The 21757-nt window shown below is 72.2% G+C and carries 21 protein-coding genes; 14 read left to right on the top strand and 7 right to left on the bottom strand.

All coding sequences use genetic code 11. The features are described from left to right. Genes JNK12_14745 through JNK12_14735 form a run of 3 tightly spaced genes read left to right on the top strand, consistent with a single transcriptional unit; the run spans position 1 to position 2730 of the window. Positions 1-990: a branched-chain amino acid ABC transporter permease gene (locus JNK12_14745; GenBank protein MBL8777199.1), complete on the top strand. Its 990-nt coding sequence runs from the start codon at positions 1-3 to the stop codon at positions 988-990. Then, on the top strand, positions 983-1933 hold the full coding sequence (locus JNK12_14740) for an ABC transporter ATP-binding protein (GenBank protein ID MBL8777198.1): 951 nt from the start codon (positions 983-985) through the stop codon (positions 1931-1933). The genes JNK12_14745 and JNK12_14740 overlap by 8 nt, the downstream gene beginning before the upstream one ends. A gap of 50 nt (positions 1934-1983) precedes the next feature. Beyond that, the gene (locus JNK12_14735; protein ID MBL8777197.1) at positions 1984-2730 is read left to right on the top strand and encodes an ABC transporter ATP-binding protein; all 747 of its coding nucleotides are present in this window, start codon (positions 1984-1986) and stop codon (positions 2728-2730) included. A gap of 245 nt (positions 2731-2975) precedes the next feature. Here JNK12_14735 and JNK12_14730 read toward each other — a convergent pair whose 3' ends face one another. Further along, positions 2976-4340, bottom strand: a complete 1365-nt coding sequence (locus JNK12_14730) for an ABC transporter substrate-binding protein (protein MBL8777196.1) — start codon at positions 4338-4340, stop codon at positions 2976-2978. An 86-nt stretch (positions 4341-4426) separates the two neighbouring features. Here JNK12_14730 and JNK12_14725 point away from each other — a divergent pair, with 86 nt between their 5' ends. The 3 genes from JNK12_14725 to JNK12_14715 are packed head-to-tail and all read left to right on the top strand — an operon-like array spanning position 4427 to position 6660. Then, positions 4427-5152 carry an alanyl-tRNA editing protein gene (locus JNK12_14725; GenBank protein MBL8777195.1) on the top strand — a complete coding sequence of 242 codons (726 nt, stop codon included), beginning with the start codon at positions 4427-4429 and terminating at the stop codon, positions 5150-5152. Beyond that, positions 5149-5988 carry an ATP-dependent sacrificial sulfur transferase LarE gene (gene larE, locus JNK12_14720; protein MBL8777194.1) on the top strand — a complete coding sequence of 280 codons (840 nt, stop codon included), beginning with the start codon at positions 5149-5151 and terminating at the stop codon, positions 5986-5988. Before JNK12_14725 ends, larE begins: the two co-directional genes overlap by 4 nt. 12 nt (positions 5989-6000) lie before the next feature. Next, positions 6001-6660, top strand: coding sequence for a hypothetical protein (locus JNK12_14715; protein MBL8777193.1), 660 nt, complete (start codon positions 6001-6003; stop codon positions 6658-6660). Positions 6661-6666: 6 nt separating this feature from the next. On the opposite strand, the gene JNK12_14710 is transcribed toward JNK12_14715, so the two are convergent. Continuing rightward, complete coding sequence (locus JNK12_14710) at positions 6667-7161, bottom strand: DUF427 domain-containing protein (protein MBL8777192.1); 495 nt, start codon at positions 7159-7161, stop codon at positions 6667-6669. Between the two features lie 9 nt (positions 7162-7170). Between JNK12_14710 and JNK12_14705 the strand changes: the two genes are divergently transcribed. Further along, positions 7171-7680, top strand: a complete 510-nt coding sequence (locus JNK12_14705; protein ID MBL8777191.1) for a hypothetical protein — start codon at positions 7171-7173, stop codon at positions 7678-7680. A gap of 37 nt (positions 7681-7717) precedes the next feature. On the opposite strand, the gene JNK12_14700 is transcribed toward JNK12_14705, so the two are convergent. Beyond that, a complete protein-coding gene (locus JNK12_14700) occupies positions 7718-8425 on the bottom strand; it encodes an HAD family hydrolase (GenBank protein MBL8777190.1) in 708 nt (235 codons plus the stop codon). Between the two features lie 17 nt (positions 8426-8442). On the opposite strand from JNK12_14700, the gene JNK12_14695 reads away from it, so the two are divergent. The 3 genes from JNK12_14695 to JNK12_14685 are packed head-to-tail and all read left to right on the top strand — an operon-like array spanning position 8443 to position 12842. After that, positions 8443-9777: an FAD-dependent oxidoreductase gene (locus JNK12_14695; protein MBL8777189.1), complete on the top strand. Its 1335-nt coding sequence runs from the start codon at positions 8443-8445 to the stop codon at positions 9775-9777. Positions 9778-9820: 43 nt separating this feature from the next. Then, positions 9821-12112, top strand: coding sequence for a [protein-PII] uridylyltransferase (locus JNK12_14690; GenBank protein ID MBL8777188.1), 2292 nt, complete (start codon positions 9821-9823; stop codon positions 12110-12112). Between the two features lie 40 nt (positions 12113-12152). Next, on the top strand, positions 12153-12842 hold the full coding sequence (locus tag JNK12_14685; protein MBL8777187.1) for an NUDIX hydrolase N-terminal domain-containing protein: 690 nt from the start codon (positions 12153-12155) through the stop codon (positions 12840-12842). Positions 12843-12865: 23 nt separating this feature from the next. On the opposite strand, the gene JNK12_14680 is transcribed toward JNK12_14685, so the two are convergent. Next, complete coding sequence (locus JNK12_14680) at positions 12866-13717, bottom strand: PAC2 family protein (protein MBL8777186.1); 852 nt, start codon at positions 13715-13717, stop codon at positions 12866-12868. Positions 13718-13923: 206 nt separating this feature from the next. Between JNK12_14680 and JNK12_14675 the strand changes: the two genes are divergently transcribed. From JNK12_14675 to JNK12_14660, 4 genes are read left to right on the top strand one after another with little or no spacing between them, the layout of a single operon-like run. After that, positions 13924-15468 (top strand): citrate synthase, encoded by a 1545-nt coding sequence (locus JNK12_14675; protein MBL8777185.1) that lies wholly within the window; start codon positions 13924-13926, stop codon positions 15466-15468. Next, on the top strand, positions 15465-15911 hold the full coding sequence (locus tag JNK12_14670) for a GNAT family N-acetyltransferase (protein ID MBL8777184.1): 447 nt from the start codon (positions 15465-15467) through the stop codon (positions 15909-15911). The genes JNK12_14675 and JNK12_14670 overlap by 4 nt, the downstream gene beginning before the upstream one ends. Positions 15912-15947: 36 nt before the next feature. Then, the gene (locus JNK12_14665; GenBank protein ID MBL8777183.1) at positions 15948-17114 is read left to right on the top strand and encodes an FAD-dependent monooxygenase; all 1167 of its coding nucleotides are present in this window, start codon (positions 15948-15950) and stop codon (positions 17112-17114) included. A gap of 22 nt (positions 17115-17136) precedes the next feature. Continuing rightward, positions 17137-17751 carry a TetR/AcrR family transcriptional regulator gene (locus JNK12_14660; GenBank protein ID MBL8777182.1) on the top strand — a complete coding sequence of 205 codons (615 nt, stop codon included), beginning with the start codon at positions 17137-17139 and terminating at the stop codon, positions 17749-17751. A gap of 28 nt (positions 17752-17779) precedes the next feature. Here JNK12_14660 and JNK12_14655 read toward each other — a convergent pair whose 3' ends face one another. The 3 genes from JNK12_14655 to JNK12_14645 all read right to left on the bottom strand — a co-directional run bounded on the left by JNK12_14655 (position 17780) and on the right by JNK12_14645 (position 21655). Beyond that, positions 17780-19486: a carotenoid oxygenase family protein gene (locus tag JNK12_14655; protein MBL8777181.1), complete on the bottom strand. Its 1707-nt coding sequence runs from the start codon at positions 19484-19486 to the stop codon at positions 17780-17782. 124 nt (positions 19487-19610) lie between these two features. Then, the gene (locus JNK12_14650; protein ID MBL8777180.1) at positions 19611-20444 is read right to left on the bottom strand and encodes a hypothetical protein; all 834 of its coding nucleotides are present in this window, start codon (positions 20442-20444) and stop codon (positions 19611-19613) included. Next, positions 20441-21655, bottom strand: a complete 1215-nt coding sequence (locus JNK12_14645; protein ID MBL8777179.1) for an aromatic ring-hydroxylating dioxygenase subunit alpha — start codon at positions 21653-21655, stop codon at positions 20441-20443. The genes JNK12_14650 and JNK12_14645 overlap by 4 nt, the downstream gene beginning before the upstream one ends. Positions 21656-21757 lie beyond the last annotated feature (102 nt).

The following is a 21757-nucleotide window of genomic DNA, read 5'->3' as shown; positions in this document are numbered from 1 at the left end:
ATGGACTTCCGATCCGTCATCGACAACAGCTTCTCCGCCGCGGTGGGCGTGGACGCGGTGATCTACGCCCTCGCCGCCATCGGCCTGAACCTCCAGTTCGGCTACACGGGGCTGCTCAACTTCGGCCAGGTGGGCTTCGCCGCGGTGGGCGCCTACGGCATCGCCATCAGCGTCACCTACCTGGGCTGGGGCCTGTGGGCCGGCATGGCCGTGGGCCTTGCCGCCGCAGTGGTGCTGGCGCTCCTGCTGGGCCTGCCGACGCTGCGCCTCCGGGCTGACTACCTGGCCATCGTGACCATCGCCGCCGGCGAGATCATCCGCCTGGTGGCCCGCTCGGTCACCTTCAACGAGTACACCGGCGGCAGCGCCGGCCTCAGCCAGTTCGCCGGGGACTTCTACGACCTCAACCCGTACGGCAGCGGGAGGCAGACCCTCGGGCCGATCCAGCTCAGCTCGAACGACCTGTGGCTGGTCACCGTCGGGTGGCTGGCCGTGCTCCTGCTCACGCTCTTCGTGTGGACGATCATGCGCAGCCCGTGGGGCCGCGTCCTCAAGGCCATCCGCGAGGACGAGGACGCCGTGCGCAGCCTCGGCAAGAACGCCTACTGGTACAAGATGCAGAGCCTCATCCTCGGCGGCATGATGGGCGCGATCGCGGGCTTCGCCTTCGCGATCGCGAAGACGTCGGTGCAGCCGGACAACTACTCCACGGACTTCACCTTCTTCGCCTACGCGGCCCTCATCCTCGGCGGCGCCGCCACCACGTGGGGCCCGGTGATCGGCGCGATCATCTTCTGGTTCCTGCTGGCCTTCACCGACAGCCTGCTGCGCCAGTTGGTGGCCAACGACAAGCTGCCCGAGGCCATCATCTCGGGCACGCAGGTCGGGCAGGTGCGCTTCATGCTCGTCGGCGTCGGCCTGGTGGCGCTGATGGTCTTCCGACCACAGGGCATCTTCGGCAACAAGCGGGAGTTGGCCCTCGATGAGTGAGACCACCTACGACACCACCGCCGACGCCGCCCGCGTGGCGGAGGCCCTGAAGGACGTCGCCAGCGAGCCGGGGGTGGCCAAGCCCGACCCCATCCTCGTGGCCGACAACATGACCCGTCGCTTCGGCGGCCTCACCGCCGTCGACGTCGAGCACCTCGAGGTGCAGCGGGGCTCCATCACCGCGCTCATCGGGCCCAACGGTGCTGGCAAGACCACGTTCTTCAACTGCCTCACCGGCTTCGGCAACCCCGACGAGGGGGAGTGGAGCTTCGACGGCACGTCCCTGTCCAAGGCGCCCGCCCACAAGTTCCCCCACGCCGGCATGGTGCGCACCTTCCAGCTCACCAAGGCCCTGTCCAAGCTCACGGTCATCGAGAACATGAAGCTGGCCGCCCCCAACCAGCGGGGCGAGAACCTCTTCCGCGCCCTCATCCCCGGGGTGTGGCGCCGCCAGGAGCGTGAGGTCGAGGAACGTGCCGACCAGCTCCTCGAGCGCTTCAAGATGGACCACATGCGCAACGAGTTCGCCGGCACCCTGTCGGGCGGTCAGCGCAAGCTGCTCGAGATGGCCCGGGCCCTCATGTGCGAGCCGCGCATGATCATGCTCGACGAGCCCATGGCCGGCGTGAACCCCGCCCTCACCCAGTCCCTGCTCGAGCACATCAAGGAGATGCGCGCCGACGGCGCCACCGTGCTCTTCATCGAGCACGACATGGACGTGGTGTCGAGCATCAGCGACTGGGTGGTGGTGATGGCCGAGGGCCGCATCATCTCCGAGAGCCCGCCGGAGGCCGTCGGCCAGAACAAGGCCGTGGTCGACGCCTACCTCGGCGCCCACCACGACGCGCCCCTCACCCTCGAAGAGGAAGAGGCCGAGCTCGAAGAGGTCGAGGCGAAGCTCGAAGCCATCGAAGAAGAGCGCGAAGAGGAGCTGGGCCTGTGAGCGACGAGTCCGCGCCCTCCGAGGCGCCCGCCCCCGAGGACGAGACCCTCATCCCGCCGCCTCCCGCGGGTGGCGAGATCGTGCTGTCGGCCACCGACCTCGTCGCGGGGTACACCCCGGAGGTCAACATCCTCAACGGGTGCGACCTCCACCTGGCCGACGGCGAGCTCATCGCCATCATCGGTCCCAACGGCGCCGGCAAGTCCACGCTGCTCAAGGCGCTCTTCGGTCTGGTCAAGGTCTCGTCGGGGGACGTCACCTTCCGCGGTGAGGTCGTCACCGGCGAGCCCGCCCACTCCCTCGTGGCCAAGGGCATCGGGTACGTGCCCCAGAACAACAACGTGTTCCCCCGGCTCACGGTCGAGGAGAACCTCGAGATGGGCATGTACCTCGAGCCCAAGCGCTTCAAGGAGCGCCTCGGGGTGGTCTCCGACCTGTTCCCGCTGCTGTCCGAGCGCCTGAAGCAGCGCGCCGGGTCGCTCTCGGGCGGTGAGCGCCAGATGCTGGCCATGGGCCGGGCCCTCATGATGGACCCGTCCGTGCTGCTCCTCGACGAGCCCTCCGCGGGCCTGTCGCCGCTGTACCAGGACGAGGTGTTCATCCGCTGCCGGCGCATCAACGCCGCCGGCGTGTCCATCGTCATGGTGGAGCAGAACGCCCGGCGTTGCCTCGAGATCTGCCACCGCGGGTACGTGCTCGACCAGGGCCGAAACGCCTACACCGACACCGGTGAGGCCCTGCTCGTCGACCCCAAGGTCATCGAACTCTACCTCGGCACCCTCGTCAAGGCGAGGTGACCCGTCGCCCGGCCTGAGCCGGGGGACGGGAGGTGAACCGACGCACGGCGGTCGATCGGGAGTCGCAGGGCGGTGCCGTCGGCGTTGCGGCGGCAGGTGAACCGGCCGGGCAGGGCCGCCCCCCGAGGTCGTGCACCGTCGCTGACGTCGGCGGCCCTGCCCGGACGAGAACGCGAGAGCGCCCCCGGCCCGAAGGCCGGGGGCGCTCACTACTGCGTGACGGTCAGACCGTCGAGCGGCTCAGATCAGATCTGGGCGAACTCGAAGGTGGTCTGGGCGTCGTCGATGCCGTCGTCACCGAACACGAGGACGCCGAAGCTCGCCTCCGAGGGCTCGCCGGCGTCGCCGAAGCTCAGCGGACCGGTGATGCCGTCGTAGTCGATGTCCTCGCCGGCCTCGATGAGCTCGAGGCAGTCGGCGTAGGTGGTGCACACCTCGCCGTCCTTGGTGACGCCGTTGATCTCGGCGGCGACGGCCGAGGGCTCGTCGGTGCCGGCGATGTCGGCGGCCAGGGCCGTGATGATCACCGCGTCGTACGACTCACCGGCGTAGTTGTAGTCCTCGAGGTTGGGATCGATCTCGTCGAGGCGGTCGGTGAAGTCCGAGCTGAGGTCGGTGAGGGGCGTGGTGCCCTTCATGCCGGCGATCTGGCTCGGGTCATCGAACTGCTCGGCGAGGGCGTTGCCCATGTTGCCGTCGGTGCCGTACACCGGGATGTCGCTCGGGCCGATGCCCTTCTCGATCATCGAGGTGAGGATGCGGGCCGACTCGTCGAAGCCGATCACGATCACGGCGTCGGGCTGGGCGTCGGCGACCTGCTGCACCTCGGCGTCGAAGTTGGTGGCGTTCGGGTCGTAGATGACCGTCTCGACCACCTCGCCGCCGGAGTCGGTGAAGGACTCCGTGACGAACTCCGCGAGGCCGGTGCCGTACGGGTCGTCCAGCGCCAGGATGCCCAGCGTGGCGTTGCCGTCGCCGGCGATCAGCTCACCGAGCAGCTGGCCCTGGAGGACGTCGGACGGGGCGGTACGGAAGTACAGGCCGTTGTCGTCGTAGTCCGTGAAGTCCGGGGCGGTGTTGGCCGGCGAGAACTGGATGACGCCCGCACCGGTGATCTTGTCGATCACGGTGAGGGACACGCCCGACGAGGCGGCACCGACGATGACGTCGGCGTTCTCGCTCAGGAGGCGGTCGGCCGTCTGGCTGGCGATGTCGGTCGAGGTGTCGCCGGAGTCGCCCTGGATGGCGTCCGGGATCTCCTCGCCGTTCACGCCGCCGGCCTCGTTGATGTCCGCGACCGCGAGGTCGACGCCTGCGAACTCGGGTGGGCCGAGGAACGCGAGCGAGCCGGTCTCGGGCAGCAGCGTGCCAACGGTGAAGGTGCCGTCGCCCGTGTTCTGAGCAGCGTCACCGCCCTCGTCGTCACTCGCCGCCGTGGTGGTGGTGCTGTCGCCGCTCGACTCGTCGCCGCCGCCGTCGTCGTCACTGCCGCACGATGCGGCGATCAGAGCGAAGGCGAAGAACAGAGCCAAGAGGCTGAACAAGCCCTTCTTGCGCATTGAATCTCCCCTTGGTGGATAGTCCCCGGTTACCCGGAGCGACCAGAGCATATGAGGCGCGCGTCCGCCGTGTCGCTCGCGCGGGCCCGCTGCGTGTGAATTCTGTGGGTCGCGCCCCTTGGGCCAGACTTGGGGCCATGGCCGGCACCGACCTGCTCTACCTGCGTGACGCCTACCTCCGTGCCTTCGAGGCGGAGGTCACCGCGGTGGACGAGGAGCTCGGGGCGGTCGCCCTCGACCGCACCGCGTTCTACCCGACCGGCGGAGGCCAGCCCCACGACGAGGGCGTGCTCCGGTGGGACGGGGGCGAGGCGCGGGTCACCGACGTGGTCAAGAAGGGCGCCGACGCCTGGCACGTGCTCGACGGGGGCCTGCCCGCGGTGGGCGCGCCGGTGGCGGGCGAGCTCGACTGGGACCGCCGGCACGCCCTCATGCGTACCCACACCGCCCTGCACGTCCTGTGCGGGGTCATCTGGAACGAGTGGGGGACCGCGGTGACGGGCGGCAACATGACCCCCCTGGCCGCCCGCATGGACTTCGAGTTCGACCCGCTGCCGGAAGGCTTCGGCCCGCGGGTGGAGGAGCTGGTCAACGCCGAGCTGGCGGCCGCCCGGCCCATCGAGGTGTCGTTCCTCCCCCGCTCGACCGCCGTGGAGGACGAGGACCTCATCCGCACCAAGGTCAACCTCATCCCCGAGAGCGTCAGCGAGATCCGCGTGGTCGACATCGTGGGCCTCGACAAGCAGGCCGACGGCGGCACGCACGTCGCGACCACCGACGAGGTGGGCACACTGCGGGTGGTGAAGACCGAGTCGAAGGGCAAGGGCAACAAGCGCCTCCGGGTCGAGATCGACGGGCCGTGACCGAGACGATGTCGACGACCACCCCGGAGGGCGTCCCTCCGACGCTCGACGCGCTGCGAGCGCGGCTGCGCGACCTCGACCGGGTCGTGGTGGCCTTCAGCGGCGGTGCCGACTCGGCGTTCCTCGCGTGGGTGGCCCACGACACCCTCGGCGCCGACCGGGCCCTGGCGGTCACGGCCGTCTCGCCCTCGCTGGCACCCGTGGAGCACGACGACTGCCGTGCGCTCGCCGCCGAGTGGTCCTTGCGCTGGCAGCCGGTGGCCACCGACGAGATGGCCAACGCCGCCTACCGGGCCAACGCCGGGGACCGGTGCTTCCACTGCAAGGACGCCCTCATGGACGCCCTCGAACCGGTGGTGGCCGCGGAGGACGCCACCGTGGTGTTGGGCGTGAATCTCGACGACCTCGGCGACCACCGCCCCGGGCAGCAGGCGGCGGCAGGCCGGGGTGCCGCCTTCCCGCTCGTCGAGGCCGGCTTCACCAAGGCCGACGTCCGGGCCGCCTCCCGGGCGCTGGGCCTGCGCACCTGGGACAAGCCCGCCGCCGCCTGCCTGGCCTCACGCCTGCCGTACGGCACCCCCGTGAGCACCCCGGTGCTGAAGCAGGTGGCCGAGGCCGAGGCGGCGGTGGGGGCGCTCGGCTTCCGGGCGCTGCGGGTGCGCCACTACGACGACACCGCCCGCCTCGAGGTACCCCTCGCCGACCTCCCCGCCGTCCTCGCTCGTCGCGCGGAGGTGGTCGATGCCGTCCACGCCGCCGGGTACCGGTACGTCACCCTCGACCTCGAGGGGCTCCGGTCGGGCAACCTCAACGCCGCCCTCGGCGGCGGGCGCTGAGGACGCGGCGACGTGCGGGCCCTGCGCAACCTCCTCATCTTCGTGGTCGTGCTCCTGCTGCTCGGCGCCGCGGTCGACGTGGGCGTGCGCCGGCTGCTCGAGAGCCGGGTCGAGTCCGAGATCGAAGGCGCCGACGAGCAGATCGACGTGGGCAACGTCGAGGCCGAGGTCGGCTCCTTCCCGTTCCTCCCGGGCCTCGGCCTCCGGGGCGAGGTCAACCACCTCTCCCTCCGCCTGGAGGACCTGGTCACCCCGGGCGTCACCTTCGCGGTGTTCCAGATCACGGTCGACGGGCTGACCTTCGACCGCTCGGTGCTGATGAACGCCCAGGTCCAGGTCCAGCAGCTCGACCGGGCCGTCATCAAGGCCGAGATCACCGAAGCCGCGGCGACCGAGGCCGTCGGGGTGCCGGTCACCTTCACCCCCGGGACCGCCACCGTCCAGGTGGCCGGTCAGCCCCGCACCGCCACCGTCACCCTCGCCGAGGGCGATCTCACCTTGGCGGCGGACGGGGTGGGTGAGCTGGTCATCCCGATCTCGGAGAGCGAGTACTTCCCCTGCGTGCCCGAGGCCGAGGTGAAGCAGGCCAAGGTCGTGCTGCGGTGCAGTGCCGACTCCCTGCCGGCCGCGCTGCGTCCCTACCTCGGTGGCGCCGGCGGCGGCATCGGCTGACCCCGGCTACCAGTGGGCGGTGCCGGCGCCGCCCTTGAAGGGCCCGACCACCCACGACGTGATCCACCCGCCGTAGAACGAGCCCTCGTTGGCCTGCACCACCTCGTCGTCCACGAGGCACTCGTCCACCCGCTGGGCGTAGAAGGCGAGGTACCCGGTGAGCGGGGCGAACCCCGGCGTCGGGTCGTCGTAGGACCACACCGCCTCCCGGCTCACCCGCTCGCCCACGACGAGGTCGAAGTAGCGGGCGGTGCCCTTCCACTCGCAGAACGTGCGGTGGGTGCTCGGCACGAGCAGGTCGAGGGCGACGTCGTCGGGCGGCAGGTAGTACGCCGGCGGCTGGCTGGTCTCGAGGACGCGGTAGGCGCGGCGGCTGTCGGCGACGGTCACGCCGGCGAAGCGGACGACGAGGTGGCGGCCGGTCGCCTCGAGCCGGGGCGGGCGGGGGTAGTCCCACACTGACTCCTGGCCGGGGCCGGGTTCGACGCGTTCGATGGGCACACTGTGAGCATGGCGGCCGACGACGGCGAGGGCACCACGCAGGGCCCGACTTCCGAGGACGAGGCCGCGTTCCTTCGCTACGGGCGGGAGCTGGCCGACGCGGTGGACGCCGTGATCGTCGACTGGGTGGAGCGCTGTGTCGTCCGGGTGCTCGTCGAGCAGGGCGCCGAAGTGCCGGGCGCCGTGCGTGCCGAGGCCGCCGCGGCCGGACGAGCCGCCCGCGCCGACGTCGTGCCCCGGCTTCAGGTGCTTCTCGCCACCGACCTCGACGCCCAGGCGGCCGGCCCGCTCTCGCTGCTGCGCGAGGCGGTGCGCTACCCGACCGAGGTGCTGGTGGCTGCCGGCGCCGCGCCGGTCGACCGCGACGATTTCGCCGTGCAGGCCTTCCCCGACGACCCGTTCGCACTCAGCCCGGCTGCCTTCGGCGACGTCGACGAGCGCCTGACCGAGCCGGGGATGCGCTGGGGTGCGGCGAAGGCCTACGTCCACCTGGCCCGCCGGCGCTCCCGCGAGGACTGAGGCCGCCGCACCGGACCCTGCCGTCCGCGGTCGGCGCTCAGAGCAGGTCGTAGAGCTCGCGCAGGTTCTCGATCCGGGGGACGGCGCCACCGTCGGCGGGCGGCTTCGGGATCCAGTCGCCCGGGTCGTCGTCGTGGCGCCAGATGTGGACGGGGGACATGCCGAGGGCGAGCGGGCCCTCGACGTCGGCCTTCCAGTTGTCGCCGACGAAAAGCGTCTCGGCCGCCGTCGCGCCCACCTCGGCGAGGGTGGCCTCGAAGATGCGGGGGTGGGGCTTGCGGGCGCCCACCCACGCCGATGACACCCGGGCGTCGACGAGCGGCAGCACCCCGGTCTCGTCGAGGTGCCGGTCGAGGTCCCAGTCCCAGTTCGAGCAGATCGCGATGCGCAGTCCTCGCCCTCGCAGTTCCCGGAGCACCTCGAGCGACTCCTCGTAGGCGACCATCGTGAACTCTCCCCGGCGGGTGTGGAACTCCTTCACGATCGACTCGACGTCGTCGTCGTGGATCTCGTGGTCGCGCAGCAGGCCCCGCCACCGGTCCATCTCCCAGGCCTCGTACGCGGCCTCGTCCACCGAGTGCTCGTCGTGGGTCTGACCGTCGAAGGCGTTGGCCGACCAGGTGTTGTCGGCGGTGGGTCGGAACTCGTATCCCCGGGCCTCGAGGATCTCGGCCAGCCACCACGACTCCCAGTCGGACTCGGCCAGCGTGCCGTAGAAGTCGAACAGGACGGTCGTGACGGCCATCCCTCTAGTGTGCCGTCATGCGACTGGTGGTCATCGGAGGCAACGCGGGCGGGATGACCGCGCTCAGCCAGGTGCGCCGGCGCCGCCGCGACCTCGAGATCGTGGTGCTCGAGAAGGGCGACTGGACGAGCTACTCGTCGTGCGGCATCCCGTACCTGGTGGCGGGCGACCTCGGCGGCATCGACGACCTGGTGGTGCGGACCCCCCAGGAGTTCCGGGACAAGCTGCTCGTGGACGTGCGGGTGCAGCACGAGGTCAAGGCCATCGACCTCGCCCAGGGCCAGGTCGAGGTCCGCGACCACAGCCATGGTCGGACCATCCGGATCGGCTTCGACGAGCTCCTGTTGGCCACGGGGGCGTCCCCGATCCGCCCGGACCTGCCCGGCATCGACCACGAGTCGGTGCGAGGGGTGCAGACCCTGGCCGACGCCGCCGCCCTGCTCGACCACGCCGCCACCGTCGAGTGCAAGCACGTCGTGATCGTGGGCAGCGGGTACATCGGCCTCGAGATGGCCGAGACCTTCCTCAAGCGCGGCGCCCAGGTGACGGTCGTCGAGGCCGCCGATCAGCCCATGCGCACGCTCGACCCCGACATGGGCGCACTCGTGGCCGATGCGCTGACCGGCGCGGGCGCCGAGCTGCGCCTCGGCACCTCGGTCGAGGGCTTCGAGCCCGGGATGGTGCACACGTCGGCGGGATCGATCCGGGCCGACCTCGTCGTGCTGGGCATCGGGGTGGCCCCCAACACGGCGCTGGCCGGCGCCGCCGGCGTGCCGCTGGGGGTGAAGGACGCGATCCGGGTCACGCCCCGCCAGCAGGCCCACGTCGACGGCGTGTGGGCCGCCGGCGACTGCTGCGAGTCGTACCACCTGGTGTCGCGCGAGTGGGTCCACATCGCCCTCGGGACCGTGGCCAACCGCCAGAGTCGCGTCGCGGGCATCAACCTGGGAGGGGGCGCAGCGTCGTTCCCCGGGGTCCTGGGCACTGCGGTCACCCGCATCTGCCACACGGAGATCGGCCGCACGGGCCTGACCGAGGGCGAGGCCGCCCGCGCCGGGCTCGATGCGGTCGCCGTCACCATCGAGGCCACCAACCAGGCCGGGTACCTGCCCGACGCCGAGGTGATGACGGTGAAGATGGTGGCCGAGCGCGGGTCGGGTCGCCTGCTCGGCGCCCAGATCGTGGGCGGAGACGCGTCGGCGAAGCGCATCGACACCGTCGCCACCGCGTTGTGGAACTCGATGTCCGTGCAGGACATGGTCGACGTCGACCTCTCCTACGCCCCGCCGCTCTCGCCGCTGTGGGACCCGGTGCTCGTCGCCGCTCGCCAGGCGGCGTCGGCCGCGCTCTGAGGTCGGCACCGATGTCCGAGGTCCCACTCTCAAAGGCACTGCGATGACCTTCAAAGCCGAGCGCGAGGCGCTCATCGACGCTCCCGACCTCTCGGGTCGCGAGCGGTGTCGCGCCCTCAGCGACCTGGTCGACGCCTGGCTGGTCGAGCGCTTCCTCGGGGCGACCGGCGACGGCGCCGGCATCGCGCTGGCCGCCACCGGCGGCTACGGGCGTCGCGAGCTGGCCCCGCAGAGCGACCTCGACCTGCTCCTCCTCCACGACGGCAAGGTCACCTCCGTCGGGCAGGTGGCCGACCAGCTCTGGTACCCGATCTGGGACGAGGGCCTGAAGCTGGGTCACGCCGTCCGGACGCCCAAGGAGACGCTCAGCCTGGCCGCCGACGACCTCGACACCGCCACCACCCTCCTCCAGATCCGCCACCTCGCTGGCGACGCCGCGCTCACCGAGCACGTCGGTGAGCAGGCCCTGGCCCAGTGGCGCAAACGGCCGAAGAAGTGGCTCACCGAGCTGCACCAGGGTGTGGCGGCGCGCCACGCCCAGTACGGCGAGGTGGCCTTCCTGCTCGAACCCGACCTGAAGGAGGGCCGCGGCGGCCTGCGGGACGTGCACGCGCTGCACTGGGCCGAGCTCGTCCACCCGCTGCTGCACGGGGGCGACGACGCGGTGCTCCACCGCGCCTACGACACGCTCCTCGACGTTCGGGTCGCCCTCCACCGCCACACCGGGCGCGCGGGGGACCGCCTCAACCTCCAGGACCAGGACGGGGTGGCCGCGCTTCTCGGCGAGTCCGGCGACGGCGGCGCCGACGCCCTCATGAAGCGGGTGGCGGCCGCGGCCCGCACCATCGGCTGGGTGAGCGACGAGACGTGGGACCGCGTCGAGTCGTCCCTCGAGGGCCCCCGCCGACGGACCGCAGGGCGTGATCGGCCCCTCGACGAGGGCGTGGTGCTGCGCGACGGCGAGGTCCACGTGTCGGCCGACGCCTCGCCGGCGGACGACCCCGCGCTCGTCCTGCGGGCGGCACAGGCCGCCGCGGCCCACCGCACCCGCATCGAGCGGTCGTCGCTCGAGCGCCTGGCCGCCGAGGTCCCGCTCTTCCCCGATCCCTGGCCGTCGGGGGCCCGCGACCTGCTGGCCGGGCTGCTCCTCACCGGCGTTCCCGCCATCGGGGTGCTCGAGTCGCTCGACCACAAGGGGCTGCTCTCGCGCATCCTGCCCGAGTGGGAGCCCGTGCGCAGCCGCCCGCAGCGCAACGCCTACCACCGCTTCACCGTGGATCGTCACCTGTGTGAGGCGGCCGTGGGCGCGGCGGCGCTGGCCGACCGCGTCGGGCGGCCCGACCTCCTGGTCATCGGTGCCCTGCTCCACGACATCGGCAAGGGCTACCCGGGGGACCACACCGAGGTGGGGCAGGAGATCGTGGCCACCATGGCCACCCGCATGGGCTACCCCCCGGCGGACGTCGAGCTGCTCGTGCTGATGGTGCGCCACCACCTGTTGCTCCCCGACGTGGCCACCCGGCGCGACCTGAGCGACGACGCCACCATCGAGCGGGTGGCCGACGAGGTCGGCTCGCTCGAGGCGCTCGAACTGCTCGCTGCTCTGACCGAGGCCGACTCCATCGCCACCGGCCCCGCGGCGTGGGGGGATTGGAAGGCCGGTCTCGTGGCCCAGCTCACCGCCCGCACCGCGTTCCGCCTCGGCGGTGGTGGCGAGACCGACCGCGTGGCCCCCTTCCCCGACGCGGGCCAGCGCGAGCTCATGGCCGCCGGCGAGCGGGCCGTGCGCATCGACGACCACACCATCACCGTCGTGGCGCCCGACCGTCCCGGCGTGTTCAGTCGCGTCGCCGGGGTGCTCGCCCTCAACGGGCTCGACGTGCTCGAGGCCGCGGCCGCCTCCGAGAACGCCATGGCGCTGAGTCAGTTCACGGTGGCCTCCAGCTTCGGGTCCGCCATCGACTGGGACCGCGTCGAGGCCGATCTCGACCGCTGCCTCGCGGGGCGCCTGGCGCTGTCGGCCCGTCTCGCCGAGCGGGCCAAGGCCTACGCCCGACCCGGGCCCCCGCCACGCGCCCCCGAGGTGCGCTTCGACAACGAGGCCACCCACCGGGCCACCATCATCGAGGTCCACGCCACCGACGGCATCGGTGTGCTCAACCGGATCACCCGGGCCCTCGCCGAGCTCGACCTCGACATCCGCACCGCCAAGGTGCAGACCCTGGGCGACGAGGTGGTCGATGCCTTCTACGTCCTGGACGCGGACGGCGAGAAGATCACCGACCCGGACCATCAGGGCGAGGTGCGCCGGGCCCTGCTGTTCGCGCTGAGGTAGCGGGTCGACCGACCGGGCGGGGGCGGTAGGGTCGACGGCGATGACGCCCCAGCCCCCGAGTCACGCCGATCTCCTGCGCTGGAGCGAGGCGCTGTCGGGGATCGCCCGGACGGGCCTGGGCTTCACCGAGAGCCTCTACGAGCAGGAGCGCTTCCAGGAGGTGCTGGCGGTCGCCGCCGACATCCGGGCCGCTGCCGCCCACGAGTGGGACGCCGACGCCATCGCGGTCGAATGGATGAAGCACGTCGGCCAGGGTGTGCCCGGCTACGTCACCCCCAAGGTGGCCGTCGGGGCCGTGGTCAGCAACGACGCCGACGAGATCCTGCTCGTGCAGCGGGCCGACTCGGGGGTGTGGCTCTACCCGACCGGGTGGGCGGACATCGGGTACTCGCCGTCCGAGATCGCCCTGAAGGAGGTCGAGGAGGAGACCGGCATCGAGTGCGAGGTGCTCCGGCCCATCGCCGTGCTCGACGGCATGCGCCTCGGCTTCACCCATGTGCCGCTCTACTCGATCGTGTTCCACTGCCGGGCCACCGGCGGCGAGCTCCGCGCCCACCCCCTCGAGTGCCGGGACGTGGGCTGGTTCCCGGCCGACGCCCTGCCCGAGCCCCTCGCCGGCTTCGAGCAGTGGGGCCAGCACGTGTTCGCCGCCATCCGCGGCGAGGCCATCGAGGTGCTCTTCGACGCCCCCCGCACACCCCCGTGGCGGGACGCGCCCGACGACGAGTAGGACCGGGCGGCGCCGGTCGGCGGTCAGTTCTCGCCGGTGGAGCGCAGGAAGCGCTCGACCTCTTCCACGAGCGAGCTGACGTCGGTGAGCTCCTCGTCGATCTCACCGTCGTCGAAGCGCGCCTCGAGGTTGGCCACGTAGTCGGCGGTCTCGTCGTCTTCGTCGACGAGCTCGTCGATCTGGCGCTCATAGGCGGCGGTGGCGATCTCGAGGTCGGTGGCGGCGACGGAGACGTCGAGCAGCCCGCACGTCCGCTCGACGAGGGCGAGGGCGGCCTTGGGGGAGGGGGCGCCGGGCACGTAGGTGGGGACGGCGGCCCACAGCGACGCCGCGGGCACGCCGGCACGCGCGCAGGCCTCCTGGAGGACGCCGACGATGCCCGTGGGGCCCTCGTAGCTGGAGCGGGCCAGGCCGAGGCGGTCGATGAGACCCTGGTCGACGGCGGTGCCGATCACCGACACGGGCCGGGAGTGCGGCACCTCGGCCAGGAGGGCGCCGAGGGTGACCACGAGCTCGACCTCGAAGGTGGTGGCCACCTCGACGATCTGCTCGCAGAAGGTGCGCCACCGCAGCTGCGGCTCGGTGCCGGTGAGGATGATGACGTCACGGTCGGTGCCCGGCAGGGAACCGGCAGCGAGCTCGTTGGCCGGCCACACGATCTCGCGCTGGTGGCCGTCGTCGAGGCGCACCCGGGGCCGGGTGCTGGTGAAGTCGAAGTAGTCCTCGGGGTCGAGGTCGGCGAAGGTGCGCAGGTCCCAGCGCTCGGCCAGGTAGCGGGCGGCGTACGACGAGGCGTCGCCGGCGTCGTTCCATCCCTCGAACGCACAGACCATGACCGGACGGCGCAGCCGGGGACGGGCGGTCCAGCGGAGCATCCCCTCACGCTATCCAGCCCCTCCGGTGCTGCCTCCCCTGCCGACCCGACGGGCGCCGTCGGGCTCCGACACCTCCCTCCCGGCCGCCGCTCCGAGGGGCCTTGCTCGGTAAGATCGCCGTGCGGAGTGCGCCACCGTTCCGGTGGTCCCGCCGGGACGCAGCGCACGCTGGACTTGGACGAATGACGAACAGAGGTGGAGGGCTCGTGGCCGAAGGTGCCGTCGTACGAACCGTCGGTGAGGTGATGAGCCGTTCGGTGGTGACCGCGGTGCCCTCCGAGACCATCGCCGAGGCCAGCGCCCGCATGGTCGAGCACGGGGTGGGGTCGGTCGTGGTGGCCGACGGGGACCGCCCCATCGGCATCCTCACCGAGCGCGACCTCGTGCGCTTCGCCGCCTCGGGTAGCGATCCCGACGGCACCAAGGTGGCCGAGTGGATGACCGAAGCGCCGGCCACCCTCGGCGCCGACGTCTCCGCCGGCGCCGCCTTCACGAAGCTCTCCGAGGCCGGCTACCGCCATCTGCCGGTGGTCGAGAACGGCGCCCTGGTGGGCATCGTGTCGATGCGCGACCTCATGAAGGTGGCCAGCATCGAACCGGTCACCCACCCGGGCCACATCGAGGCGCCCAAAGGCCTCGCCGGCGTGATCGTGGCCGAGACCGAGGTCGGCGACGTCCGGGGCCAGGAGGGCTTCTACCACTACCGCCAGTACTCGGCGGTCGAGCTGGCCGAGAAGCGCTCGTTGGAGGACGTCTGGTACCTGCTGTTCGAGGGGGAGCTGCCCACCGAGGCCCAGCGGGCGTCCTTCCTGGACGAGATCGTGGCCAACCGCACCCTGCCCGACTCCGTCCGCCGCGAGCTGCCCGCCATCGCCTCGGCGGGGGAGGAGTTCGTGCCCCTCGACGGCCTGCGCACCGCGGTGTCGCTGCTCGGCGCCAGCCTCGACTTCAAGGCGTCGCTCGACATCAGCGCCGCCGAATTGCGCCAGAACGCGATGCAGGTGTGCGCGGTGATCCCCACGATCCTCACCGCGCTGTACCGCCTCCGTGAGGGCGACGAGGTCATCGAGCCCCACCCGACGCTCGGCTACGCGGCGAACTACCTCTACATGCTCACCGGCGAGGAGCCCGGTGTCGACGAGGCCCGGGGGGTCGAGCAGTACCTCATCACCACCATCGACCACGGGTTCAACGCGTCGACCTTCACCGCCCGGGTCATCACCTCCACCGGCGCCGACCTCGTGGCCGCCGTGGTGGGCGGCATCGGCGCCCTGTCCGGCCCGCTGCACGGCGGGGCCCCCAGCCGGGCCCTGGCCATGCTCGACGAGATCGGCTCGCCCGAGAACACCGAGGCCTGGGTGCGCAACGCCGTCGAGAACGGCGACCGCATCATGGGCTTCGGTCACCGCGTCTACAAGACCGACGACCCCCGCTCGGTGCTGCTGAAGTCGGTCGCGCAGCGCCTCGGGGGCGACAAGGCCGCCTTCGCCGTGCAGGTCGAGAAGGCCGTGGTCGACACCCTCGCCGAGCTGAAGCCCGGCCGCGAGCTCTACGCCAACGTCGAGTTCTACGCCGGCGTGGTGATGGACCGCTGCGGCCTGCCCCGCGAGATGTTCACGCCGACGTTCGCGTCGAGCCGGGTCATCGGCTGGTGCGCCAACATCCTCGAGCAGGCGGCGGACAACCGGATCATCCGGCCCAGCGCCCGCTACGTCGGCCCGCCGCCGCCGCAACCCGTCCCCGCGCCGTGACCGTCTCGGTCCGCGAGCAGACCGAGCTCACCGCCGACCTGCGCGAGGCCTTCGACCGCCTCGTCCCGCAGCTCTCGTCGTCCAACCCGCCGCCCACCGACGACGAGCTACGCCACATCATCGAATCGCCGGCGTCGATCCTGCTGGTGGCGCGCGACGGCGACGATGACCCGGCCGGCCGGATCCTCGGCTCGCTCACCCTCGTCGTGTTCCCCATCCCCACGGGCATCCGCGCCTGGATCGAGGACGTCGTGGTCGACGAGGCCGCCCGCGGCCAGGGGGTGGGCGAGGCCCTCAACCGCCACGCCCTCGAACGGGCGCGTGCCGAGGGCGCCAAGACGGTGGACCTCACCAGCCGCCCCACCCGCGAGGCCGCCAACCGCCTCTACCTGCGCCTCGGCTTCATCCCCCGCGAGACCAACATCTACCGCTTCACCCTGTAGCGGCGGGCCCGCGGTGCCGGGCGCGAGGATGGCGGGGTGCGCATCGGGATCGTGGGCGGTGGGATCGGCGGGCTGACCGCGGCGCTGGCGCTGCGGGAGCGGCACGAGGTGACGCTCTTCGAGGCGGCGCCGGCCTTCGCGCCGGTCGGCGCGGGCATCGTGCTCGCCCCGAACGCGGTGGCGTGCCTGGCCCGGGTCGGAGTCGACGTCGGCGCCCTCGGCGTGGAGCTCCCGGCGATCGAGCTGCGCCGCTCGGACGACGTCCTGCTCACCGCGTCGCCGGCCGCCGCCCACCGGCACACCCTCGGGCCGACCCTGGGTTGCGCCCGGGCGGACGTCCACGCCGCTCTCGTCGCCGCCCTCGGCGCGGGCGCCCCGGTGGATCTGCGCCTCGGGGCCGCGGTCACGGCGGTGGACCCGGCCGCGCCGGAGGTCTCGGTGGCGGGCAGCGCGCCCGAGGACTTCGACCTGGTGGTCGGCGCCGATGGCCTGCACTCGTCCTGCCGCCTCGCCCACGGCGGCGGCGACGTCCGCTACTCGGGTGACACGTGCTGGCGGGGCTTCGCGCCCAACCCCGGGCTGGAGTCGGCGGTCGAGTGGTGGGGGCCACGGAGTCGCATCGGACTCGTGCAGGTGCCGGGCGACCGCGTCTACTACTTCCTCGTCCAGGCCGCCCCCGAAGGCCGGTCGGGCGACGTGGATCTCGACGACCTGCGTCACCGCTTCGCCGGCTTCCCCGCCCCGGCCGCCGCGGTCATCGACGGCCTCGACGAGCCGCCGCCGCTGCACCACGACCTGTGCGAGCTCGACGAGCCCCTGTGGGGCACGGCCCGCCTCCCGCTGCTCGGTGACGCCTCCCACGCCATGACCCCGAACCTCGGCCAGGGCGCCGCCATGGCCATCGAGGACGCCGTCGTGCTCGGGCGGGTGCTCGGCGGCGACACCGGGGCGACCGATCTCGACGCTGGCTTCGCCGCGTACGTCGAAGCCCGTCACGACCGCGTGCGCCGGATCCAGCTCGACGCCCGCCGCCTGGGCGGCCTGAGCCGCATCCGTGGCCCCCTGTCCCGCCGGGCCCGGGACCTCGCGCTCCGCCTCACCCCGGACCGCATCACCCGGCAGCGCTTCGACGAGGTGGCGTTGGGGGGTCCGGCCCGCACCGGTCGTGCCGGGGGGACCCCGGGCACCGGGGAAGCGGACTGACGCCCGGGGGTACGATCCCCGCGTGTCCGCCGCCGCCCGTCCGCCGCTGCGACGGGACGCGATCGTCGACGAGGCCCGGGCGCTGGTCTCGAGCGAGGGACTCGACGCCCTCACGCTGCGTGCCCTCGGCAACCGGTTCGGGGTGAGCGCGCCGGCGCTCTACGCCCACTTCACCGACAAGGAGGATCTCCTCCGCGCGGTGGCCGAGCGCCAGTTCGACGACCTGATGGCCCGGTACGTCGAGATCGACGCCGCCGCCGACCCCGACCGCCCCCTCGACCGGGTCCGGGCACAGTGCCGCAACTACGTGCGGATGGCGCGCGAGGACCGGGAGCTGTTCCGGGTGATGTTCCTCTTCCCGCCCGATTTCGGGGAGCTGGCGGCGCTGCCCGGGGCGACGGAGCTGCCGGCGGCCACCAAGGCGTTCCGCATGGCCACCGGCGCCCTGGAGGACGCCATCGCCGCCGGCGACCTCGAGGCGGACGACCCCATGGTCGTCGCCCTCAGCATCTGGGCGGGGGTCCACGGCGTGGCCAACATCTGCCTGCTCGGTCTCGGCCTCGACGCCGCCGGCGAGGAGACGCTCGTCACCGAGGTGACCGACCGCATCCTGCGCGGGTACGGCGCCACCCGCTGACTGCCGGGCCGACCCGCCCGGCAGGAGCTCAGCCGTCGAGCTCGGCGGCGACCTCGTGCACCGCGGCGCGCAGCTCCTCGGGAAGCGAGGCCAGGGCCTCGTCGCTCAGCTCGGAGGAGAAGGTCAGGCGCTCGGCGTCGACCAGCTCGTGGTGCGACGGCGACCAGGCGGAGTGCAGGACGAAGGGGATGGTCTCCCGGTTGGTGCCCTTCAGCACGGCGATCGGTCCGTCGCCGACGCGGGCGGCGTCGAAGAGCTCGATGCGCAGGCCGTCGTCGTTGCACACGGGCTGGACGACGTAGCCGTCGTGGCCGCCGGGCGAGGTCCCGGCGTAGGCGCTGGTGCCCGCGACCGAGCCCACCGCACGCGGGGCGAACGCCGGCGAGGTGATGTGGTCGGCGGTGTCGGGGTACTCCCAACGCGCCTTCAGCTCCATCGAGCCCCGCTCGAACGAGCAGAGGGCCCCGGGGGTCTCCTCGCGGAGACGGTCGAGGTCGATCCGCCCCTCGTAGAGCCGCGCGGCCCGCGCCGAGACGTTGCCGGGGCGGCACCCCTGGTAGTCGACGTGGTGCAGGGTGGGAGCGCTCATGCCCTCGGTGCTCCAGTCCATGGCCGAGAGCTGGAGGTTGTAGGTCCAGTCCTCCTTGAACACGCCCTGCTCGAGGACCTTGCCGGTCTCGGGGTCGAAGACCACCTCGCAGATGGTCTCCGGGGCCATCGACATGTTGTAGAGCCCGACCGCCGCGGGGTCGACGGGGTTGCCGTTGACGTCGACGTCGTCGGGGCGCAGGTAGAGGGCGAGGTCCATCAGGTCCATGCCCTCCCAGACGACCGAGATGCCGTCGGTGTCGTCCCAGCGGGCGTAGTAGTGCCCGTTCGGGGGCGACATGGTGAAGCACACCGGCGCCACGGGCGTGCCCGGGGCCAGCCCCTCCAGGGCGTCCTTGCGGATGAGCCACACCGGCACCTCGGCGTCGATGGTGGTGGTGCGCTCGCCACCGAGCATCTCGTCGAGGTCGGGCTTGAAGTTGCCGCTGTCGCAGAGGATGACCCAGTCGCGCGTCTGGCTGACGGTGTGGATCGAGCCGTTGAAGGCGATCCCCTCGAGGGGCCAGTGGGCCACCTTCGTGCCGTCGGCGCGGTCGTAGCGCACGAGGGAGGGCACGAGGCCGGCGGCGCCGATCTCGAGCTTCACCGTCCAGAGGCAGTGGCGCTCGGGGTCGGCGACGGGGTGGGCGGAGGAGAGCACGAAGGGCAACACGTTGGCGTGGCCCATCGACGGCCCACCCCAGGTGTCGATGTGGCCGACCTCGGACACGTACTCGAGGGTCTCGGGGTGCAGCTCGACGGGCCGGCCCGCGTCCCAGGTGGCGTAGAGCCGGTCGCCCCACGGCAGAGGGGCGGTGTTGGCCGCGTTGGGCGAGCCGAAGGGCGAGGTGTAGCCCGTGGGCCCGGCTCGGAAGACCTCGGGGTGGCGCTCCCACAGCCGCTTGCTCGGCGTGTCGATGGCCACGCTCTGCCAGCGGAAACGGCCCGGGGCGGCGCCGCGGGAGCCCGCCTCGAGCGAGAGCCGGCAGATCGCGCCGAAGTCGAAGATGGCGTAGGGGATGCCGTGGCCGTTCAGCGGGCTCGAGTAGAGCACCTCGCCGCTGATGTCGGTGGGCCACTCGCCCGCCACCACCTCGAGGTCGAAGTCACGGTGGGGGGCGGTGGTCAGGCTGCGCGGGGTGGGCATGGCCGGCTCCTCGATCGCTCGCCCGGCCGGCGCCGGGCTGGTGTCTCCAGGTAGGTTAACAGCGTTAAGTTCGGGTGGAGGGAGGGGGGTGTCGACGCCGCTCCGGAGGAAGCGGCGCCGGCCGTCACCACTCGATGGGGGGATTGGGGGGGAAGAGGTCGTCGCGCTCGGCGACGAGGCGGTCGCAGTCCCAGTCCTCGTCCACCCGCTCCAGCAGGATCGGGCTGAACGAGAGGTCGGGCACCTGCACCCAGGCGCCGCCCGAGCCCTCGAAGATCGGGTCGGTGGCCCCGATGACGAGCTGCTCGGAGCCGTCCGTCACCGTGCCGGTCATCGAGTCGGGGCCGTCCTGGACCAGGTCGTAGGCGAAGATCTCCCGCCGGGCGATGTAGAGCTCTTCCACCGAGTCGCCGATGCGGATCTCCACGGTGATGCCGGGCTTCCCGTCCCCGTCGTCGTCGACGATGCGGGGATCGTCGGGGTCGTCGGGCAGCGACTCGTCGACCGGGTCGTCGAGGCGGATCCCCACGGGCGTCGGTGTGGCGGGGCGGTGCACCTCCCACGCGCCCGGCTCGCCGGACACCTCGACGGGGGTCGGCTCCGGCCGGATGGCCTGGGTGGCGGCGTCGGAGACCGAGGTCTCGATGGCCTGGTCGGTGACCTGCTCGGCGGTGCAGAACTCCTCGGACTCGATCAGCTCGCCGTCCTTCACCGCGAAGTCGGTGAAGCCGTAGCTCACGATCATGGTCTTCAGGGTGTCGTCCTCGTAGGCGACGATGTCGTAGTGGGCCCAGCGGCCGGCGAGGTCGGCGCCGGGGATCGACGACAGCGTGGTGGCGCTGTCTCCGCGTCCCTCGGCGCCGGCCTCGTCCGTCCCCGTGTCGGACCCGTCACTCGCGCAGGCGGCGGCGCCGACCACGAGCGCCATCGCGAGGGCAGCCCCGGCGAGCGCCTTCATGCCGGCTCCACGAAGCCGTCGAGGGCGTCGGAGACCGCGGTGTCGGCGGGCAGGTGATCCGGCCCGATGGCCAGGTCGACCGCCCGTTGGAAGTGGTGGATGAGGCGCTCGTGCCACCCGAGCTGGAACGGTCGAGCGCCACGCGACGAGACCGAGGCCTGGATCGGGGCCATGTTGGCGGTGTCCTGCGCCATGACGGTCTCGAACAGGGCCATGCGGCCGGTGTGGTCCTCGGGCACCTCGTCGCCCTCCCACGCCGGCGCGTACCAGCGCAGCTCGAGCTCGGTGTGGTCCACGTCCACCGGCCACATGCAGAGGAAGGTGAAGGCCCCGGTGTCCATGGGTACGACCAGGTTGGGGAAGATGCCGTACGAGGTCGACGTCTGGCGCCACAGCAGCGGCACCGACGGGTTGTCGAACTCGGGGGACACCATGGGGAAGTCGCGCAGCTCGTCGCGCTTGTCCACCGTCAGGCGGCTGTGGCCGTGGGGGAGCATCGTGACCGTGGTGGCCTGGTCGTCGTAGAGCAGGGCGGCATTGTCGGGGTGCACCGTGCGCACGTGGTACACCTCGAGGAAGGCGTCCACCATCAGCTTCCAGTTGCAGGCGAGGTGGTGCACCTGGGTGCCGACGAGGCGCATGGCGGGCCCGTCGATGTCGCGCATCTGGTCGGCGACGGGCCCGAGGAACTCGACGAGTGACGGGCCGTCCAGCGCCTCCTTGACGAAGACCCAGCCGTCGGAGGTCTCGCAGCGCACCGGCACGAGGCCCAGGTCGTCCACGTCGAGGCCGGCGAAGCTGCGAGCGTCGGGCACGCCCTTCAGCACGCCATCGGTGCCGTAGCTCCACGAGTGGTACTGGCAGGTCAGGCGCCGGGCCGTGCCGCACTCGTCGCGCGTGACCGGGGCGCCCCGGTGCCGGCAGGCGTTGTAGAAGGCCCGCAGCACGCCGTCCTCGCCCCGCACGATGACGAGGGGGGCGCCGGTGCGGGTGAACTGCCGGTACGAGCCCGGCTCTGGCCATTCGGACTCGTGGCCGGCGAACAGCCAGGTGCGCGGGAACAGGTGCTCGCGTTCGAGCTCGTGGAAGGCGGGGTCGACGTAGCGTCCGGTCGGGATGAGCGGCACCGGCACGGCCTCGGGCGGCGGCTCGGTGCGGGACTTCTCCACGGCGATCCGGTCGCGGATGCGTTGCTCGAGGACGGCGTCCACGGGTTGCCCCTTGCGTCGGCGGGACGGCGGCGGGCGACACGGCCGACCCCCGTCGGTTAACGTCGTTAACCTAGCAGTGCCCGGAGGTCGAGCGCCGACCAG

Source organism: Acidimicrobiales bacterium (genome assembly GCA_016794585.1).
Classification (GTDB): domain Bacteria; phylum Actinomycetota; class Acidimicrobiia; order Acidimicrobiales; family DATDAH01; genus JAEUJM01.
Note: the sequence above shows the minus strand (reverse complement) of the source record. Positions and strands in the feature narration are given on the sequence as shown.

Excerpts from the sequence above, each read along its gene's own strand:
- JNK12_14745 (MBL8777199.1), top strand. The coding sequence starts at position 1 with ATGGACTTCCGATCCGTCATCGACAACAGCTTCTCCGCCGCGGTGGGC.
- JNK12_14740 (MBL8777198.1), top strand. The coding sequence starts at position 983 with ATGAGTGAGACCACCTACGACACCACCGCCGACGCCGCCCGCGTGGCG.
- JNK12_14730 (MBL8777196.1), bottom strand. The coding sequence starts at position 4,340 with ATGCTCTGGTCGCTCCGGGTAACCGGGGACTATCCACCAAGGGGAGAT.
- JNK12_14725 (MBL8777195.1), top strand. The coding sequence starts at position 4,427 with ATGGCCGGCACCGACCTGCTCTACCTGCGTGACGCCTACCTCCGTGCC.
- JNK12_14705 (MBL8777191.1), top strand. The coding sequence starts at position 7,171 with ATGGCGGCCGACGACGGCGAGGGCACCACGCAGGGCCCGACTTCCGAG.
- JNK12_14700 (MBL8777190.1), bottom strand. The coding sequence starts at position 8,425 with ATGGCCGTCACGACCGTCCTGTTCGACTTCTACGGCACGCTGGCCGAG.
- JNK12_14695 (MBL8777189.1), top strand. The coding sequence starts at position 8,443 with ATGCGACTGGTGGTCATCGGAGGCAACGCGGGCGGGATGACCGCGCTC.
- JNK12_14690 (MBL8777188.1), top strand. The coding sequence starts at position 9,821 with ATGACCTTCAAAGCCGAGCGCGAGGCGCTCATCGACGCTCCCGACCTC.
- JNK12_14685 (MBL8777187.1), top strand. The coding sequence starts at position 12,153 with ATGACGCCCCAGCCCCCGAGTCACGCCGATCTCCTGCGCTGGAGCGAG.
- JNK12_14680 (MBL8777186.1), bottom strand. The coding sequence starts at position 13,717 with ATGCTCCGCTGGACCGCCCGTCCCCGGCTGCGCCGTCCGGTCATGGTC.
- JNK12_14655 (MBL8777181.1), bottom strand. The coding sequence starts at position 19,486 with ATGCCCACCCCGCGCAGCCTGACCACCGCCCCCCACCGTGACTTCGAC.
- JNK12_14650 (MBL8777180.1), bottom strand. The coding sequence starts at position 20,444 with ATGAAGGCGCTCGCCGGGGCTGCCCTCGCGATGGCGCTCGTGGTCGGC.